Source organism: Peptoclostridium litorale DSM 5388 (assembly GCF_900141635.1).
Classification (GTDB): domain Bacteria; phylum Bacillota; class Clostridia; order Peptostreptococcales; family Peptostreptococcaceae; genus Peptoclostridium; species Peptoclostridium litorale.
Window position 1 is genome coordinate 71312 of the sequence record NZ_FSRH01000013.1, and the last position, 18547, is coordinate 89858.

Genomic DNA, 18547 nt, shown 5'->3' on the forward strand with positions numbered 1-18547 from the left:
CAGGCCTCCTAATATTGCTATCTTCTTATCCTTCTAAAGTCAATTATAGAATCTAAAAAACCCAGTATTGAAACAAAAGAAGAAAAAGGCCCTAGCACTAAGGCCATAAAAAGCAACGTGTTTTTTAAAGCGCTATTCATTTTTGTCTTGGACAGCAGATGTCCAAGCACGGCAAATCCCTGCAAAAAGAACATGAAAAGTATTATAAGCGTTATATTTGCAACAAGCGCGTCATATTTTATCCAAGGCACGCCTTTCATGGTCATTGTAAGGAAATATATTATGAGTATCCCAAGTGCTATATTTCCCGGCAGCGTGAATTCGCTTATCCTCGGCATGCTTACAGACTCCCTCTCCACCCTTTTTAGTATAGAAAGAGATATGTAGTAGTTGAAAAAAGACATTGACATAGCCTGTACGATTATAAGCCCAGGTATTATGCTGCCCATTATGCTCAATATCTCCTGAGCATCTATATCCCCCGCATGCATTGGCAGCGTACTTTGAAACTCTAGAGCCTGTTCAAACATCTCCATTACAAGCTGGACTATATCCACTCCAAAAACTACCGAAAGCAGCTTTATGTATATCATGGTAAGAGTTATTGATGATATGAACCCCCACGATATTGGCACATATGGTTCTTTGCATCCTTTGCCTGTATGTCCTATGGCTATCCCCGGCATGAAAAACAAAAAAAAGAGTGTTGCACTATAAAAAATATTCGAAAACATGAGAACTGCCAGAGCCGATATGCAAGCCGACATTATGCCGTATTTCAGTCCGTTCCTCATTGTTATGAGTATGTACGGAACCGCCGTAAAAAATATAAGAAGCTGTAAAATTGGGACATATACACTCATAAGTATGAATATTATTCCTATAGAGCTTACTATTGCCGATTCCGTAAATCTTTGTCTGGTACTTTTTTCAATCAAAATATTCCCTCCTGATAAAACAGCATGCACCTACTCGTGCATCTATTTCCTCTTAAATAATTATTATACCACACATGTACTTTCTTATGAAACAGCATAAGCGCCTTTGCCTTTAATCCGCAAATAACAAAAGGCGAACCGTCAGGTTCGCCTCTAAAAATTACTAGTCTATTGTGTATGGCATTATAGCTATAGCTCTTGCTCTCTTTATCGCAAGAGTAACTTCTCTTTGGTGCTTAGCACAGTTTCCTGAAATTCTTCTAGGAAGTATTTTTCCTCTTTCAGTCATGTACTTCTTAAGACCATCTACATTTTTGTAATCTATAGTCTTGTTTTTATCGGAACAAAACGCGCAGACCTTTTTTCTTCTTCTTCTTGCGCCGCCTCTTCCTCTTTCTCCTCTTTCTCCTCTTTCAGCCATATTCAACCCTCCTCGGTTAAATGTATTTAAAGCCCCGTGGCTTTAAAATGGTATATCATCATCGTCTAGAGCTTGGAATCCTTCTGGGTCAAGTCCAGCTGGTTCAAAAGACTTTTCCTGTCCGCCGGAAGGCTTTTCATCCCTTCCTGTCCATTCCAAAAACTCAACTCTGTCGGCAACTACCTCGGTTACCCATTTTCTCTGGCCCTGCTGATCATCGTAGGTTCTTATCTGAAGTCTTCCACTCACTGCAGCCTGCCTTCCTTTTTGAAGGTAGTTAGCACAATTTTCGGCACTTTTTCCCCAAACCTGTATTGGTATAAAGTCTGCCTCGTATTGGCCTTCCTTGTTCTTAAAAGGCCTGTTTACCGCTATTGTAAAGGTGGCTACAGGCTTACCAGTACCAGGTATATATCTGAGTTCTGGATCTTTTGTTAGTCTTCCTATCAAAACAACACAGTTCAACTACAACACCACCTTATCTATATTTCATTACTATTTTTCGTCTTGTCTTACCATCATGTGTCTTATTACAGCATCCATGATCTTAAGATTTCTGTCTATTTCGTTTACAACTTCTGATGTAGCTGTAAAGTAAACAAGATTGTAGAAACCTTCGTTAAGCTTCTTTATTGGATACGCAAGTCTTCTGTTACCCCAAGTATCAACTTTATCAACCTGACCGTCAGACTCTATTATACCCTTCACCTTGTTGAATACAGCCTCCCTAGCCTCATCTTCAAGATTTGGTCTTAGGATGTAAACTAGCTCATAATTTCTCTTTGTATTCATCAATTTCACCTCCCTTTGGACTTATGGCTCTATTTAAAGAGCAGAGATTAACATACCGTAGTATTTTAACATTTTTGAAACATAAAATCAATAATAAAATAAATTTCAAAAAAATTTTATTTTTTTTTGAATTTTATCTATAATCCTTTCATATTTTGGTAACTATAATAATAGGTATCCCACAAACTTATTTTTTTATCTCAATCTCCCCCTAATACTAGAGAATTGTTAAGGGAGTGGATAAATTCCACTCCCGATTTTTTTTGCCTATTTTTTTGTGTTGGTATTACATCATTGACTTTATAGCTTTTGCAAGTCTCTTCATGCCCTCTTCAAGCTTTTCTTCAGGTGCGTTAGAGTAGTTAAGTCTGAATGTGTTTTCATTTCCTCCGTTAGGGAAGAATGCTCCACCTGGAACGAAAGCAACTTTTTCCTCTAGGCACTTCTTAAGAAGGTCTCTTGCATTAATGTGCTCTGGAAGAACAACCCAAGTGAAAAGTCCGCCTTCTGGGTAAGTCCACTTAACGCCTTCTGGGAATTCTTCTTTCATTATCTTCATCATAAGGTCCCTACGAACCTTGTATACAGCTTTTATCTTCTCAACGTGCGCATCAAGGTCATACATCTCTCCGAATTTTGCAGCTTCCATTTGAGATATTGTAGAAGACTGAAGGTCAGCACTTTGCTTTACGAAATTGAACTTTTGAAGTATTTCAGGCGCCGCGCAAACCCAACCTATCCTTAGGCCCGGAGCGAATATTTTAGAATATGTTCCAAGGAAAACTACAAGATCCTTTGTGTCCATAGACTTAAGCGATGGAAGTATTTCTCCCTCGAATCTAAGCTCTCCGTATGGATTGTCTTCTATTACAGGTATTTCGTGCTTGTTTATAACTTCCATGAATCTTTCTCTTCTTTCCATTGTCCAAGTCTTTCCGCTTGGGTTTTGGAAGTCAGGTATTACATATACCATTTTTACATTTTCTGTAGAGTCAAGTATCTTCTCTAGCTCTTCTATAACCATTCCGTGGTCATCTGTTGGAACTTCTATGAATTTAGGGCCGTACGCCTTGAATGCGTTTATAGCTCCAAGGTATGATGGGCTCTCACAAAGAACAACATCGCCCTCGTTTATGAATATCTTACCTGCAAAGTCAAGTCCCTGCTGAGATCCGCTTGTTATAAGCACATCGTCAAGCGCAACTTTCGACTGATATTTTCTGTTCATTCTGTCAGCTATCTGCTCTCTAAGCTTTACATTTCCCTCAGTAGTAGCATATTGAAGAGCAGACTGTCCGCTTTCTTCAAGAACTGCAACTGCAACTTTCTTCATCTCTTCCACAGGAAAAAGCTCTGGAGCCGGCATTCCGCCGCCAAATGATATTATGCTTGGGTCTGCCGCAAACTTTAGAAGTTCACGTATTTCTGAAGCTTTAAGATTGTCCATACGATCTGCAAATTTAATAGCCATATTATAAAAGCACCTCCAAATTGTTTTGAGACTATAAAAACGTTCTAATAAAAACAAGTGAAAACATTTTCCTAAACTAGTATTTATTATATCACTTAAATTTTGTATTGCCTACAATACTTGGAATTTGCAGAATTTTCATACTTTTGTTTTTTTTTTGAACACCGAATACATATTCAGTCCTGTACTTTTTTTTCGAATTTTTATTCCTACTTTTTGTCTTCTGGCTGTATTATTTTTTTGATCCTTTTTTCGAGATTTACTCTCGATATCCAGACCTCTTTGCCGCACCCCAGACACTTGATTCTAAAATCCATTCCGGCTCTTGTTATCTCGAATTCATCGCCCCCGCAAGGATGGCTTTTCTTGAGAATGAGCTTGTCACCTACATTCAATTTTAAAGGCATACATATCCCTCCTACAATATTTTTTGAACCTGCTTCTCTTTTTCCCCCGCTAGCTTTGTAAGCTTGAATATTCCATATATGTCGACATTGCTTTCCTCTATCTTTTCCTTTACATTTTCAATGTCGGACTTGTCAAATTTAATAGAAAGCCCGCAGCTTGCCGTTATCTCCCTTGGAGAAGGTATCATCATCATTTTTATGTCTGCTTCTTTGAGTATTTTTTCAAATTTTATCGCATAGTGCGTAGAGTTAAAAGTTACAACATGCATCTCGTTCATAATTTCCTCCCTAAATCCTATCAATTGTCCGTGCATCTTATTTGCAGCACAGCCTACAGAATTGCCTTGCGGCTAGAGTACTGCAGCCCAGTAGTCTCTAGCCTGTTTTATAAAAAAATAGACTACAGTATGTAGTCTATCATATTAGAAGTTCATACTCCATATTCTTTTTGATTAGCCTATTACAAGCGTATTCGAAGCATCCTTTGCAGTTTCAAGTATGTCGTACATATTTCCCACTATGCCGACCTCGAGCTGGTCTTTTATTCCAAAGAAATCAAGGCATGTACCGCATGATATTATGCTTACACCATTTTGCTCAAGAATCTTGAGGTTTTCTATTGTGTGGCCGTTTTGAGTTGTAAGTCTTACCCCTGAGTTCACAAGAAGGACGGCCTTTGGATATGGCTCAGCCTCAGTAAGGGTGTACACAAAGCTGTTTATCAATATTGCTCCAAGCTCGTCAGAGCCGCTTCCCATCTTGTCAGACTGTATCATAACTACCTTGTCTGCAATGTTGGCTGAAACCTCGCACTCTGCGCATTCGCATTCCGTTAGAGATGCGTCCTTGCTCATTTCTCCCTTTGTTATTTCTATGTAGAAGGCCCCATCTTTTTCATAGCTGCTGTATTCACATTCCATTGATTTTGCAAGCTTTATCACATTTTCTTTTGCAGTTTCATTGTCGACTACCGTAATTACAGGCTCGCTTGCTCCTTCTACAGCCTTTTTTGTCTTTATTACAGGCTGCGGACATGCAAGGCCCCTAGCGTCTACTTGTATCATGACTTTTTCCTCCTTTAAGTTTGGCAGCAGTACCAATCAGTATATAAGTAAATTATATCACCACAAAATGGATTATCCTAACCTATTACTATTGAATATTTCTATGAGGCCATTGAAATATTTAAACATAAAATTGTACATGTAAAAATATTTTGCCAGCAGCGAATTGTTAAGGTTGTTTGCAATCTCACCGTCAGGATTCATCGCCACAAATGGATTTATTATTACAAATGCAAGCATTACAAGTATAGTGCCTTTTGCACTGCCAAATAAAAATCCCGCGGCCTTATTGACCATGCTCAGTGGTTGTATCTTTAAAAAACCGTTTATAATAACAACAGCAATGCCTATTGCAATATTGCATGCCATAAATATGAGTATTATAGCCCCTGCCTGTGCAAACAGGTAAGATGCCTTATACATAATTACTTCGTAGTTTTCAAGTCCTGAAAAAACACTTTGTGATATTGTCATGAAAAACGCCATTACTTTTTCATTCCCCATCAATGTCTGCGAAATAGGCTCGTAGTACATGGCTGTACATGCTATTGATATGCCATACTTGGCCAGGTTGAGCAGTGAAAATGCAAATCCCTTTATATATCCCATTGTACCCAGGAATAATATCACTGTAATTATTATTGCGTCTACATGGTTCATACTGTTTATATAATTCATCCGCACACCTCCTAATTTACAAGAAGTATTTTCGCTTCTCCTCTGCATATTGCCGCTACGGACTTTTCATCTATTCTTATTACTTCCAATATGTCGTTTTTAACATCAAATGTATCATCGCTGTCTAATACGTCAAGTCTCATTTGTGTATAGAGAATAATTTTGCTTCCAGCTGATACTGTCCCCTTGAGTTTTTCTCCATACCTGTGGATGCTTTGCTCTCTTCCGTCATATGAATAAACTCTTATGGTATTTGACTCATCAGCAACTACAAATGCATCTCCTATGTCCTCCACCCCTATTATGCCGCTGTCAGAATATATGGAATTGACATATTTTAGCTCCGAGTCCCTTATTTCTATATAGTTTTCCTCCCAAAGCACAAATTTTCCATTTGAATGCAAAGCCCCTGCAAAAACTTTGTTTTCCGTCTTTTCACCGCTCATAAGGTCTCCATCACGGCTGTAGTGCATTATATTGTTGTATAGCCTGTTGTCCTCTATGCTTATTCCGCTCATTATGAATCCATTTGAATCCTTGTCTGTATTTATAAAGAGTATAGTTATATTTGCAATTTGTATGTCTTTTATCTGTTTTCCCGAACTGCTAAATACCCTTATTCCTTCGGCCTTTTCATTGAGATCATATACATAGTGTACAATAAATCGTCCCTTTCCAAGAGCTTCAATTGAAAGTGGCTTTTCGCCGAAATTTATCTGCTTTAGTATATTTCCTTTTTTATCTATTAATATGAGAGTACGCTTTATTCTGTCCAAAAATAGAAGTTTGTCGCCAAATCCCTCTATGTCAAAGTCATTTGTCCTCCACTCTATGTCGAATGCGGTATTTCCCTTCCTGTCAACCCCACGGATATCTCTGCCGTTGTATATTGCAATGCCTTCGTCAAACCCCACAAAGCTCATATTTGGCCCGTATTCAAAAGAAAACTTTGCTATCTCGCTTATTTCAGGGTCACTCATATTAAGCCCCTTAATCATCTGCATTGCATTTGGGTTCAATACAAAAAGCACAGCTATTATAAATAGTCCTATTATAAAAGTCTTGAATATCTTCATTCCTTTTACTCTTCCTTTCGGGGTTTATAATATTAATCTTTAACTAAAGGCATGCGGATGGCATGAATAATATGTACATAGCTCCGAAGCGTAATATGTCTGTACGTTCATACCTCAAATGCCTATAAACAAAAGACCCTTATGTAAGGGTCTAATTGGCTATTATCTCCAGTTCCTTGTATATCTTTACTCCTCTAGAGTAGTATTCAAGCTCTTTTTCACTTGATATTTTAGAGTATATTTCAGCAAGTTCAAAATAGTTGTCCGCAAGCTCTTTCTTGTCTCCGTATTTTTCAAGAAGCTCTATGCATCTTTGCATGTTCTCAAGAGCTATGTCCATTTCACCTTGATTTAGGCTTACCTTTGCATAGTATTTTATGGATCTTGCCTCAAGCACCTTGTCTTTTATCTGTATCGATATGGACAGCGCTTCTTTGCTCAGCTGCTTGGCTTCATCAATTCCCCCGCTCGAAAGGAGAACATTTATGTAGTCAAATATTATATGTATAAGCTCCTTGTCCTGAGAATCCATTCTGAGCTCATATGCTTTTTTGATTTTTTCTATGGATTCAGGATACTGCTCAAGTTTTTTATATATGTAAGACATCACAGCATATGTCTTTGCCTGCTCACTAGTCTTCTCATGCTCCATAAAAACATCCAGAGCTTTTGCAAAATATTTTTTCGCCTTTATGTAATCTCCTTCATTCAAATACTTGTTTCCGAGAAGGAATAGGCTGTTGCCCTTGTGCCTGTAATCTTTCATCTTTTCTTCTATCTCGTCCGCTTTCTTTGAATAGTAAAGCGCCTCTTCATAGTCTCCCAGTTCCATGCTGCAGTATGATATGTTTATGTATAAAAGCCTTTCTATTTCATAATTAACTATATTGCTGTCAGAAAGGAAGTTTTTGCCCTGTATGAACTTGTCCATAGCAGGCTTATAGCATTTTTGAAGCATGTATATCTTGCCCAGCTCTATATAGCAGTTGAGAGAACCTTTAACATTTGATGTCTTTATATTAAGTATAAGGCTCTTTTCCAGCATGCTTGCAGCCATTGTATATTCTTTCTCGTCCTTGTATACGCTGGACATCAGGAATTTGGCCTTTGCACATATGGAATACACCCTATATTCCTTACACAGTTCTATAACCCTTGTCAGTTCATCCTTGGCACTTTTCAATTTGCTGTTTTTTATGTAGTATTCACCTTTTAATAGAAGTGCCTCACTTATTTTTTTCACTTGAGATTCCTTGCTCTCAACAAGGTAATCCACAGATACACCTAGTTTTTGAGAAAAATATTCAAGAAGGTCCTGACTCGGATAAGATTTATCTCTCTCTATGTGGCTTATTTGCGCAGCCGTAACTCTGCTTCCTGCAAGCTCTTTGAGAGTCATATTTTTTTCTTTTCTTAATTTCTTTATCTTTTGACCTAATGTAAGTATATCCATATCTTATCCTCCAAATTTAAATTTGCTACATTGATTATAACTTATCCATCATAAAAAAAACAACCTAAACATAGGTTTATTAACACATTGCCGCACCTATCCGCTCATTATTGTATTGACTATGTGTTCAAGCTCTTCTTCACTGTAGTATTCTATTTCAATTTTTCCCTTTTTGATTCCATTTTTTATGCTGACCTTTGTTCCAAGCATGTTTATAAGATTTTCCTGTATGTTTCTTATAAATGGATCTATGGCCTTGGCCTTGCCGCCATCCTTTTCTTTTTTCGACATATTGCCTTTTATAATCTCCTCTGTAACTCTTACTGAAAGCCCTTCTTCCGCTATCCTATTGGCTAGTTTTCTCTGCTCATTTGCGTTTTTAATCTTGAGCAGGGCTTTCCCATGTCCTGCTGATATCTTTCCTTCCCTTAAAAAAAGCACCACCTGATCTGAAAGGTTTAAAAGGCGTATCATATTTGCTATATAAGGCCTGCTTTTTCCAACTGAGGCAGCTATATTCTCCTGAGTAAGCCCGTATTTTTCACAAAGTTCTCTATAGGCAATGGCTTCTTCAATCGGATTTAAGTTTTCCCTTTGTATGTTTTCTATAAGGGCAACCTCCATTATACCTTTTGATGACTTTCCGTCCCATACAACGCAAGGTATATTTTCAAGCCCGGCTATCACTGAAGCCCTGTAGCGCCTTTCACCTGCAACTATCATGAATCTGTCCATTTTTTTTTGAACTACTATAGGCTGTATTATCCCGTGTATCCTTATTGAATTTGACAGGTCTTCAAGTTTTTTCTCGTCAAAAATCTTTCTGGGCTGAGAATTATTTGTACAAATATCTTTAACAGGAATCCATGTTATCTCCTTTTGTCCCAAGTTTTCACCTCCTTATTAAAACAGACAACCGTTTTAAATAATATTTAATTTTAACTTATAAGTTCATTATACATAAAATATACAAATAGTTTAATCCATTTTTCAATAAAAAACCTTAAAAATATTTTAAGCAAAATAAAAAATTACTGAAAACATCAGTAATTTTTTATATAAACTCTAAAGCTTTGGTATTCTTACAACTATTTCAACATGATCGCCCTTATCAACTTCATCATATTTTGCATCAATTCCCGTGTCAACTATTGCCTTGTATGCGTTTTTAAGTGTATTTGTATATATCTTAAAATTTATGAAGCCCTTTATGTTTCTTGTGCTCTTCTTTTTAGGGTCCTCTGTTTTTTCCTCTTGCGGTGGATTTGCAATATCACTGAGTATATCCGATATAAGCTGCTCAGCTTTTTTAACCGTCAGGTCATTTTTTATTATGGTTTCGAGCACACTGAGTCTAAGACCATCGTCTGGAAGCTTTAAAAGCGCCCTTGCATGCCTTTCCGTAAGTCCGCCATCGATTACCGTCTGTATTGTGTCTTTAGGAAGTCTCAGTATTCTTATCTTGTTTGCTATGGTGGACTGGCTCTTGCCTACCCTGCTTGAAAGCTCTTTTTGTGTGAGTTCGTATTCATTCATGAGATTTTGATATGCATATGCTTCCTCTATAAAATTCAGGTTTTCCCTTTGTATGTTTTCTATAAGGGCTGACACCGCAGATGATTCATCGCTGACTGAAGTGACAATAGAGGCTATGCTTGAAATTCCAGCCATCTTGCAAGCTCTAAGCCTTCTCTCACCTGCTATGAGCTCATACCTCGCATCCGAAATCCTTCTTACCGTTATTGGCTGAATCAGCCCGCATTCTTTTATAGAGTTTGAAAGCTCCTCTAAAGACGATTTGCTAAAGCTTTTTCTAGGCTGATTCGGATTTGGAAATATATTTTCTATGGGCAATTCAACAATCAATTTGTCCGTCATGAGATCCCTCTTTCACAAACTAAATTTTAAATTTCGCAATATACAATATATATATTATAAACCAACTGCTGTTGTTATTAAATATATTTGATATATTTAAGCTATAGGTTTTTTTGAAGGCATGCCCGCTTTTCTAGGATACTTTGATGGAGTCCCTGAAATTTTTTCAAATACAAGTACATAGTGGGTTATATCCATAAATGGAAGCTTGACTTCTACCTGATTTTTGAGTCTGAGGCCAAGCACTTCTATGGCCTTAGATGCCTCTTTCAGCTCATCGCCTGCCGCCGGACCCTTTTGACACACAAAAACTCCTCCGACCTTTAAAAATGGAGTGCAGTATTCCAAAAGCACATTAAGCGATGCCACAGCCCTTGAAACCGCAATATCATATTTTTCCCTATATTCAGGATTCTTTCCGAAATCCTCTGCTCTTCCATGCACGAATTCAACATCCTCAAGCTCCAGCTCACTGCATACAGTCTGCAAGAACCCTATTCTCTTTTTCAGCGAATCAAGAAGAGTAAGTTTTATTCCCTCTTCATATATCTTTAGTGGAAGTCCAGGAAATCCTGCTCCAGTTCCAACATCTATAACAGTTTTGCCTTCTGTGAATTCCTCTGTAAGCATGCATGCAATCGAGTCCACAAAATGCTTTATATAAACTTCCTTATCCGCTGTTATTGCCGTCAGATTCATCTTTTCATTCCACTCCACAAGAAGCTCCTTGTATCGTTCAAACTTCGCCAAAGAGATTTCATCTGAGTCAAGCCCAATCTCTTCAATGCCTTTTTCCAAGTATTCTATATTTTCCAAAGGAATTCTCCTTTCAACACGCCGTACAAGTCGTGACAATTATATTTTTATACCTTAAAACCAGTGCTTGCCATATGTCCAAATGATTACTGCGCGCTTCTCTTCATGCTCTCCATATATATCAAAAGTACAGATATGTCGGCAGGAGAAACTCCCGATATCCTCGACGCCTGTCCTATTGAAACAGGCTTTATCTGCGTCAGCTTTTGCCTCGCCTCAAGTCTTAATCCCTCTATGTTTGAATAGTCCATATCCTGTGAAAGCTTCTTTTTCTCAAGCTTTTTAAACTGCTCTACCTGCTTTAGCTGCTTTTGTATATATCCGTCATATTTTATTGTGATCTTGCACTGATTCTTAACCCTGTCTGAAACATCGGACGACTTTCCGATTTTTTGGAGCATGTCATAGTCAGCCTCTGTCCTTTTCAGGAAATCATAAAGGCTTACGGTGGCCTTCAAAAGAGAGTGTCCCTCTTTTTCAAGCAGCCAATTGACTTCCTTTGGAGATATTTTCTCAGACTTTAGCCTGTCCATTTCTATCTGGATATCAAGCTTTTTCTTAAGGAATTTCTCATATCTTTCACTGCTTACAAGTCCTGCCTCACGCCCTTTTTCAGTAAGCCTAAGGTCTGCATTGTCCTGCCTTAAAAGAAGTCTGTATTCAGCCCTCGAAGTCATTATCCTGTACGGCTCATTAGTTCCCTTAGTTACAAGATCGTCTATCAAAACGCCTATATAGGCTTCCGATCTGTCAATCACAAAAGGCTCTTTTCCCTTTACCTTAAGCACTGCGTTTATTCCGGCTATAAGCCCCTGAGCTGCCGCTTCCTCGTATCCTGAAGTGCCGTTGAACTGGCCCGCCGAAAACATGCCTTCTATCTCTTTCATCTCAAGAGTTGGCTTTAGCTGCATAGGGTCTATGCAGTCGTATTCTATGGCATACGCCGGCCTCATCATCTTACAGTTTTCAAGCCCCTTTACACTCTTGTACATGTCCAGCTGGACTTCGTAGGGAAGGCTTGTTGAAAAACCAGATATATACATCTCCTTACTCATTTCCCCCTCGGGCTCCACAAAAAACTGGTGTGAAGGCTTTTCGCTAAACCTCACGACCTTGTCTTCTATCGATGGACAATATCTAGGGCCAACTCCCTCTACATGCCCACCGTACATTGCAGATCTTTTGATGTTTTCATTTATTATATCGTGAGTCTTCTGATTTGTCCTCACAAGATAGCAAGGATGGTCTTCAAAATCCAGGGTTTCATTCATGAGTGAAAACGGTTCAGGCCTTTGCTCCCCATGTACTATCTCCATCTTTGAAAAGTCAAGGCTGTCCATATGGACTCTTGCCGGTGTTCCCGTCTTGAACCTGCTAAGCTTCACACCAAGGTTCATAAGGCTGTTTGTAAGCTCGCTTGCGGCCATGAGTCCAAGAGGTCCCGATTCAAAATTGACTTCTCCTATGAATATCTTGGACCTCAAATATACTCCCGTACACAGTATTACGGCTTTTGAGCTGTAAAGCGCCCCAAGCTTTGTAAGCACTCCCTTTACTTTTGAGCATTCACAAACCAGTTCCACCGCCTCGTCCATTACTATGTCCAGATTTTTCTGGTTTTCAAGCGTTTTTTTCATCTCCTGATGATACTTATATTTGTCCGACTGGGCTCTAAGCGAATGTACTGCAGGTCCCTTTGCAGTATTAAGCATTCTCATCTGTATAAGTGTCTTATCCGTATTTATTGCCATCTCTCCGCCAAGGGCGTCTATCTCCCTTACAAGATGGCCTTTGCCTGTTCCTCCTATTGAAGGGTTACACGGCATTAGGGCTATCGCCTCCAGCGACATTGTAAGCAGCAGTGTAGAGCATCCCATCCTCGCACATGCAAGCGCAGCCTCGCACCCAGCATGTCCTGCTCCTACAACCACCACGTCATAACTTCCTGCGTCAAATCTCATACTTTGTATGCCTCCTTTGTTCCTTGTGAAACTATAATCTACTTCCCTATGCAAAACTGGCTGAATATGACGTCTAATAGGTCTTCGCTCACTGTCTCTCCTGTTATCTCGCCAAGGTAGTCCCATACATTTTTAAGGTCTATTTCCACAAAATCCATAGGCACCTCAGAATCTATGCCGTTTAAACATTCTTTTGCAGAATCTATGGCCTTTTGAAGCGCATCTATGTGTCTGACATTCGTCAGCATTACATTTGAGTTTTGAGTCACCTCTCCTGAATACACCATGTTTTCTATTTCATCTTCTATATCTTCAGTTCCCCTGCTTTCAAGAGCCGATACCCTTATTATCTTCTTGTCTGACATGTGCTGCCTTATTTCTTCTTCGCTTACAGCAGGCTCAAGGTCTATCTTGTTTATGAGGACTATGCAATTTCTGCCCTTTGCCATATCCATTATCTCTATGTCCTCCTTGGAAAGAGGAACTGACGAGTCTATTACAAGTATTATAAGGTCCGCCTGCTCGAATATGCCCTTCGTCCTTTCAACACCCATTCTCTCTACTATGTCTTGGGTGTCCCTTATTCCTGCAGTATCTATGAGCTTTAGAGGTATCCCCCTTATGCTTATGAACTCTTCTATTATATCCCTTGTAGTTCCGGCAATGTCAGTTACTATGGCCCTTGCCTCTTTGAGCATCGCATTTAGAAGTGATGATTTCCCCACATTTGGTTTTCCCACTATCACCGTCTTAAGGCCGTCCCGTAATATCTTTCCAGTTTGAGAGGTCCTTTGAAGCTCCTCCATATCACCAATGAGCCCCTGTGTCTTTTCACGTAAAACTCCCATTGTGATTTCTTCAATGTCCTCTTCCGGAAAGTCCAGTGAAACAGTTACATGCGCAAGTATCTCAGAAACCTTCATCCTCAGGTCTTTTATACTTTCCGAAAGGCTTCCCTCAAGCTGTTTTTGGGCTTCTTTGTGGCTCGATTCAGTTCTCGCCCTTATAACGTCCATTACGGCTTCTGCCTGTGAAAGGTCCAATCTTCCATTTAAAAAAGCCCTCTTTGTAAACTCTCCCGGTTCGGAGATTCTAGCTCCGCCCTTTAGCACAAGCTGTAGTATCCTCTTCAGGGATACATATCCACCATGGCAGTTTATCTCCACTACGTCTTCCTTTGTATAGCTGTTTGGCCCCTTCATGTAAACTACAAGTGCTTCGTCTACAACATCATCGCCACTGAATATATTTCCATATACCATTGTCCTTGGACTGTACTGGTCTATGTTTTTGCCGCTTTTTGATCTGAATATGCCCTGGCTTATAGAAATAGCCTCCTCGCCGCTTATCCTTATTATTCCTATGCCACCCTCTCCCGGAGCAGAGGATATGGCTGCAATTGTATCGTACATATACATAATATCACCTTCTTTTTCAACAAAAATAAAGCCACTACAAAATGTAGGGGCTATTTCTTGATTGCTATTACAACTCTCCTGTTAGGCTCGTCACCTTCGCTATAAGTCCTAACATATGGATCGCTCTGAAGAGCTGCATGTATTATTCTTCTCTCATAAGGATTCATAGGCTCAAGTTTTATAGGCCTTTTACGCTTGACTGCAGCCCTTGCCATCTTTTTACTGAACCTTATAAGCGATTCTTCTCTTTTTTCTCTGTAGTCTCCAACATCCATAAGCACCTTGACGTGTTCTTTGCTGTTTTTATTTACTACAAGGTTTGTAAGAAACTGAAGAGCATCAAGTGTTTCTCCCCTTCTTCCTATCATATGGCCCATTTGATTTCCATCTCCATCAAGCCTTATGTTCAAAACCGAGCCGTCCTTTTCGATATTCGGTGTAAGATCTACATCCATGCAATTAAGTATTTCATTTATGAAACCCCTTGCAATGTCGCCACTTCTGTCTTTCAAAGTGACCTTTATCCTGCCGGCCTTTCCGCCTATCAGTCCAAGAAATCCCTTTGTCGGTTCCTCTAAAACCTCATATTCAACTTCTTCCAAGGTGGCCTTTAGCTCTTCTAACGCTTTGCCCAGAGCTTCTTCAATGGTTTTCCCCGTAGACTCTACAAATCTCATATAACCGCCTCCTTAATTCTTATCCGGCTTCATTATAAAGTACTGCTGTGCTATCTGGAATACATTGCTGACAACCCAGTATAGAGTAAGTCCTGCTGGAAAACTTCTTCCCCACCAAAGTATCATTAACGGGAAAAAGTATAGCATCATAAGTTGTGTAGTGTCTTTCTTGCCAGCCGACTGCTTAGCATTCATCATTGCAGAAGCCAAATATGTTGTAATTGCCGCGAGTATTGGTAATATCCATGGCAGATCTAGTCCTCCAACCATTATTACATCTGGATCAGATAGATTTGACAGCCATGCAAAACTTGTATTTATAGCATTATATGCTTCTTCTGACTTGAATACGTATTTCGCTGGATCTTTAAGCGCATTGAAAAGACCTATTAGTATAGGAAACTGTATGACTAGTGGCAGGCATCCCGCTGCCGGATTTATCTTGTGTTCTTTGTATATTTCCATGACTTTTTGCTGTGCTACCTGTTGGTTGTCTTTATACTTTTCTTGTATCTGCTTTATCTTAGGTTGAACCTGCTGCATTTCCTTCATTGACTTGGTCTGAGCCCTTGTGAGCGGATAAAGCGCCAATTTTACAAGAACCGTGAAAATTATAATAGCAAGCCCATAGCTATTGACCGTGTCAAATACAAGCTTTAATAGGGAACCCAGTGCTCCTGATATTGCTGCCAAAATAATACCTCCTAATAATGTTTAAGTATTTTTTACGACAGAGGATCGTATCCACCCTCATTAAACGGATTACATCGCAGTATTCTCTTAACTGCAATATATGACCCCTTAAAAGGACCATATTTTTTAATGGCCAGTACTGAATATTCAGAACAGGTAGGATAAAATCTGCAATTTTTTCCCAAAAGCGGAGATATCAATTTTTGATAAATTCGTATTACGAAAATAATTATAACCGCCGCCAATCTTTTTATGCCATTCACATAAATCATCCCTTTAGTATTGAAGCCCTTTTAAAAAGATTTTTCATGGATTTTTCTACCGCCTTGTAATCTGCATCTTTAGCTGCAACTCTGGATATGAAAATTATATCATAGCCGGACTTAATGGTGCAGCAATTAAGCCTGTAGCTCTCCTTCATCAATCTTCTTACCCTATTTCGCACAACACTATTGCCTACTTTTTTAGAAACAGAAAAACCTATCCTGTTTTGGCCGATATTATTTTTTCTTACATATATGACGAGATCTCTATTTGCACAAGATTTTCCCTTCCTATATATATCTCTAAAATCCATATTTTTTTTTAAAGTAACTCCATTTTCAAACTGCATACTCCCATTTCCTCCGATTATGCAACTACAAAAAATTATACAAAAAGGCCACATTACGCGGCCTTTTGATTTGCATATAAGTAGTATGACTATTATGCTGTAAGTCTTTTTCTTCCTCTAGATCTTCTCTTCTTTAGGATTCTTTTTCCATTTGAAGACTTCATTCTCTTTCTGAATCCATGCTCTTTCTTTCTTTGTCTCTTTTTAGGTTGGTAAGTTCTTTTCATCTAAAACACCGCCTTTCATTAATTTTAAATTCTTCTATTTTAAAAAAACACACATATTCATATAGTGCATACATATAGATTATAAAGGGATGAAATAGCGTTGTCAACTTAAAATTTCAATGTGGATTTTATTTTTGTTTATCCACAAAAACATACAATTTGCACATGCATTTTACACCGGCATAAGACTTATTCATTCAAATTTCATATTCTGCAGGTTTTGTGGATATATTTCTTGATTATTATGGCGCTATTATCAACAAACTGTTACATCTGTGGATAAATTCCCTTTTATCTATTGATGTTTTTATCTATATTTGATATTATATTTTTGCCTGTTGATAAGTATCCGTGCCGGGAATATTTTTTTCAACTTATTCACAATCTGTGGATAATACTGTGTATAAGTTATTCTAATCGTCTTTTATCGCCTATTTTATTGTCTTTTAGGTATTGATAAATTTATCCACACTCTGTTTATTTATTTTTTTATTCTAGATACCATCTAAGTTTTTCACATTTTATTATACCATTTACCCACACTCTGTGTTAATGAATTCAACATTTTTACAAATATATTGTTTGTGTTGATATCTTTGTTGATTAAAATTTTTATGAATTGGGAGGACTTTTTACAATGAATTTAGATACAATATGGCAAAATGCTCTGAAAATAATAAAGACAGAGCTCACTCCCGCAAGCTACAATGCATTCTTTTCCCCTATTGAACCCCTGCAAATCAGTGATTCTACAATATTTTTATATGTTCCGAATGATTTTATGAAGGGTATATTGGAAGCAAGGTATATGAATCTTGTAGAAAAATCCATAAACCAGCTTTCTACAGTAAAATACAATGTCAAGTTCACTATTGAAAAAAATGAAGTTTTAGCCAAGGAAAAAAAGAGAAACACTTCAAAAATTGAAGTTCCAGTGTATTCAAATCTAAATCCAAAATACACTTTCGACACCTTTGTTATAGGAAACAATAACCGATTCGCACATGCAGCATGCGTTGCGGTAGCAGAAGCTCCGTCCAAAGCATACAATCCGCTTTTCATATATGGGGGAGTTGGACTTGGAAAGACACACCTTATGCATGCTATAGGACATCATGTGCTGTCTCAAAATAACAATGCCAAAGTCGTATATGTTTCATCTGAAAAATTTACCAACGAACTTATAAACTCAATAAAAGACGATAAAAACGAACAGTTTAGAAACAAGTATAGAAATGTAGATGTATTGCTTGTAGATGACATCCAGTTTATTGCAGGTAAGGAAAGAACTCAGGAGGAATTCTTCCATACTTTCAATGCGCTGCATGAGGCCAATAAACAGATAATCATTTCCAGCGACAGAACCCCAAAGGAAATACCTACTCTTGAAGACCGTTTAAGGTCAAGGTTTGAAATGGGCCTTATAGCTGATATCCAGCCTCCTGACTTTGAAACACGAATAGCAATACTCTACAAAAAAGCTCAAAATGAAAACATAGAAATTGAAAATGAGGTAATGGCTTATATTGCAAAGAATATAAAATCCAATATAAGAGAGCTTGAGGGAGCCCTCATAAGAGTTGTTGCCTACTCATCACTCACAAATAACGATATCTCTTTAGAGCTTGCAGTTGAAGCCTTAAAGGACATAATCACACCATCGAAGCCTCAGGAAATAAACGTGGAAATTATAAAAGAAAAGGTGGCTGAGCACTTTAATATAAAGATGGAGGACTTCAGCTCTAAAAAGAGGACAAGGGCAATAGCATACCCAAGACAAATTGCAATGTACCTTTGCCGAGAGCTTACAGATCTTTCGCTTCCTCGTATAGGAGAAGAGTTCGGGGGGAGAGATCACACCACGGTAATCCATGCGTATGAGAAAATATCCCAATTATTGACAAGCAATCAGGATTTAATCAAAAAAATGAACACCATAATCAGCGAACTCAAAGAATAACAGG

General features: G+C 38.4%; 22 protein-coding genes. 1 reads left to right on the forward strand and 21 read right to left on the reverse strand.

Features of this window, described 5'->3' with window-relative positions:
- Positions 1 to 17: 17 nt before the first annotated feature.
- The 21 genes from BUQ87_RS11845 to rpmH form a co-directional block, all read right to left on the reverse strand.
- Complete coding sequence (locus BUQ87_RS11845) at positions 18 to 938, reverse strand: YybS family protein (RefSeq protein WP_038262237.1); 921 nt, start codon at positions 936 to 938, stop codon at positions 18 to 20.
- 163 nt (positions 939 to 1101) lie between these two features.
- Positions 1102 to 1359, reverse strand: coding sequence for a 30S ribosomal protein S18 (gene rpsR / locus BUQ87_RS11850; protein WP_038262240.1), 258 nt, complete (start codon positions 1357 to 1359; stop codon positions 1102 to 1104).
- Positions 1360 to 1401: 42 nt separating this feature from the next.
- Positions 1402 to 1824 (reverse strand): single-stranded DNA-binding protein, encoded by a 423-nt coding sequence (locus BUQ87_RS11855; RefSeq protein WP_038262243.1) that lies wholly within the window; start codon positions 1822 to 1824, stop codon positions 1402 to 1404.
- 30 nt (positions 1825 to 1854) lie between these two features.
- A complete protein-coding gene (gene rpsF / locus BUQ87_RS11860) occupies positions 1855 to 2151 on the reverse strand; it encodes a 30S ribosomal protein S6 (RefSeq protein ID WP_038262246.1) in 297 nt (98 codons plus the stop codon).
- 286 nt (positions 2152 to 2437) lie between these two features.
- Entirely contained in the window at positions 2438 to 3622 is a 1185-nt protein-coding gene (locus tag BUQ87_RS11865) for an aminotransferase-like domain-containing protein (RefSeq protein WP_038262249.1), read from the reverse strand.
- A 209-nt stretch (positions 3623 to 3831) separates the two neighbouring features.
- On the reverse strand, positions 3832 to 4029 hold the full coding sequence (locus tag BUQ87_RS11870; RefSeq protein ID WP_038262252.1) for a DUF951 domain-containing protein: 198 nt from the start codon (positions 4027 to 4029) through the stop codon (positions 3832 to 3834).
- Between the two features lie 11 nt (positions 4030 to 4040).
- Positions 4041 to 4307, reverse strand: a complete 267-nt coding sequence (locus BUQ87_RS11875) for a putative Se/S carrier protein (protein WP_038262255.1) — start codon at positions 4305 to 4307, stop codon at positions 4041 to 4043.
- 174 nt (positions 4308 to 4481) lie between these two features.
- Positions 4482 to 5093 (reverse strand): sulfurtransferase-like selenium metabolism protein YedF, encoded by a 612-nt coding sequence (gene yedF / locus BUQ87_RS11880; protein ID WP_038262258.1) that lies wholly within the window; start codon positions 5091 to 5093, stop codon positions 4482 to 4484.
- Positions 5094 to 5165: 72 nt separating this feature from the next.
- Positions 5166 to 5771 (reverse strand): CvpA family protein, encoded by a 606-nt coding sequence (locus tag BUQ87_RS11885; RefSeq protein ID WP_038262260.1) that lies wholly within the window; start codon positions 5769 to 5771, stop codon positions 5166 to 5168.
- A gap of 11 nt (positions 5772 to 5782) precedes the next feature.
- A complete protein-coding gene (locus BUQ87_RS11890; protein ID WP_038262263.1) occupies positions 5783 to 6847 on the reverse strand; it encodes a DUF5711 family protein in 1065 nt (354 codons plus the stop codon).
- A 151-nt stretch (positions 6848 to 6998) separates the two neighbouring features.
- On the reverse strand, positions 6999 to 8300 hold the full coding sequence (locus BUQ87_RS11895) for a helix-turn-helix domain-containing protein (RefSeq protein ID WP_038262266.1): 1302 nt from the start codon (positions 8298 to 8300) through the stop codon (positions 6999 to 7001).
- A 96-nt stretch (positions 8301 to 8396) separates the two neighbouring features.
- Complete coding sequence (locus tag BUQ87_RS11900) at positions 8397 to 9188, reverse strand: ParB/RepB/Spo0J family partition protein (RefSeq protein WP_038262268.1); 792 nt, start codon at positions 9186 to 9188, stop codon at positions 8397 to 8399.
- 177 nt (positions 9189 to 9365) lie between these two features.
- Positions 9366 to 10178, reverse strand: a complete 813-nt coding sequence (gene noc / locus BUQ87_RS11905) for a nucleoid occlusion protein (protein WP_038262273.1) — start codon at positions 10176 to 10178, stop codon at positions 9366 to 9368.
- 96 nt (positions 10179 to 10274) lie between these two features.
- Positions 10275 to 10994, reverse strand: a complete 720-nt coding sequence (gene rsmG, locus BUQ87_RS11910; protein ID WP_038262275.1) for a 16S rRNA (guanine(527)-N(7))-methyltransferase RsmG — start codon at positions 10992 to 10994, stop codon at positions 10275 to 10277.
- Between the two features lie 86 nt (positions 10995 to 11080).
- Positions 11081 to 12955, reverse strand: coding sequence for a tRNA uridine-5-carboxymethylaminomethyl(34) synthesis enzyme MnmG (gene mnmG / locus BUQ87_RS11915; protein ID WP_038262278.1), 1875 nt, complete (start codon positions 12953 to 12955; stop codon positions 11081 to 11083).
- A 38-nt stretch (positions 12956 to 12993) separates the two neighbouring features.
- Complete coding sequence (gene mnmE, locus BUQ87_RS11920; protein ID WP_038262281.1) at positions 12994 to 14373, reverse strand: tRNA uridine-5-carboxymethylaminomethyl(34) synthesis GTPase MnmE; 1380 nt, start codon at positions 14371 to 14373, stop codon at positions 12994 to 12996.
- A 50-nt stretch (positions 14374 to 14423) separates the two neighbouring features.
- Positions 14424 to 15050: an RNA-binding cell elongation regulator Jag/EloR gene (gene jag, locus BUQ87_RS11925; protein WP_038262284.1), complete on the reverse strand. Its 627-nt coding sequence runs from the start codon at positions 15048 to 15050 to the stop codon at positions 14424 to 14426.
- 12 nt (positions 15051 to 15062) lie between these two features.
- On the reverse strand, positions 15063 to 15743 hold the full coding sequence (locus tag BUQ87_RS11930) for a YidC/Oxa1 family membrane protein insertase (protein ID WP_038262287.1): 681 nt from the start codon (positions 15741 to 15743) through the stop codon (positions 15063 to 15065).
- 32 nt (positions 15744 to 15775) lie between these two features.
- Entirely contained in the window at positions 15776 to 16015 is a 240-nt protein-coding gene (yidD, locus tag BUQ87_RS11935; protein ID WP_074210107.1) for a membrane protein insertion efficiency factor YidD, read from the reverse strand.
- Positions 16012 to 16356 (reverse strand): ribonuclease P protein component, encoded by a 345-nt coding sequence (gene rnpA, locus BUQ87_RS11940; protein ID WP_038262289.1) that lies wholly within the window; start codon positions 16354 to 16356, stop codon positions 16012 to 16014. The genes yidD and rnpA overlap by 4 nt, the downstream gene beginning before the upstream one ends.
- 92 nt (positions 16357 to 16448) lie before the next feature.
- Positions 16449 to 16583, reverse strand: coding sequence for a 50S ribosomal protein L34 (rpmH, locus tag BUQ87_RS11945; RefSeq protein WP_038262291.1), 135 nt, complete (start codon positions 16581 to 16583; stop codon positions 16449 to 16451).
- A 637-nt stretch (positions 16584 to 17220) separates the two neighbouring features.
- Here rpmH and dnaA point away from each other — a divergent pair.
- Positions 17221 to 18543, forward strand: coding sequence for a chromosomal replication initiator protein DnaA (gene dnaA, locus BUQ87_RS11950; RefSeq protein ID WP_038262293.1), 1323 nt, complete (start codon positions 17221 to 17223; stop codon positions 18541 to 18543).
- Positions 18544 to 18547: the final 4 nt, after the last annotated feature.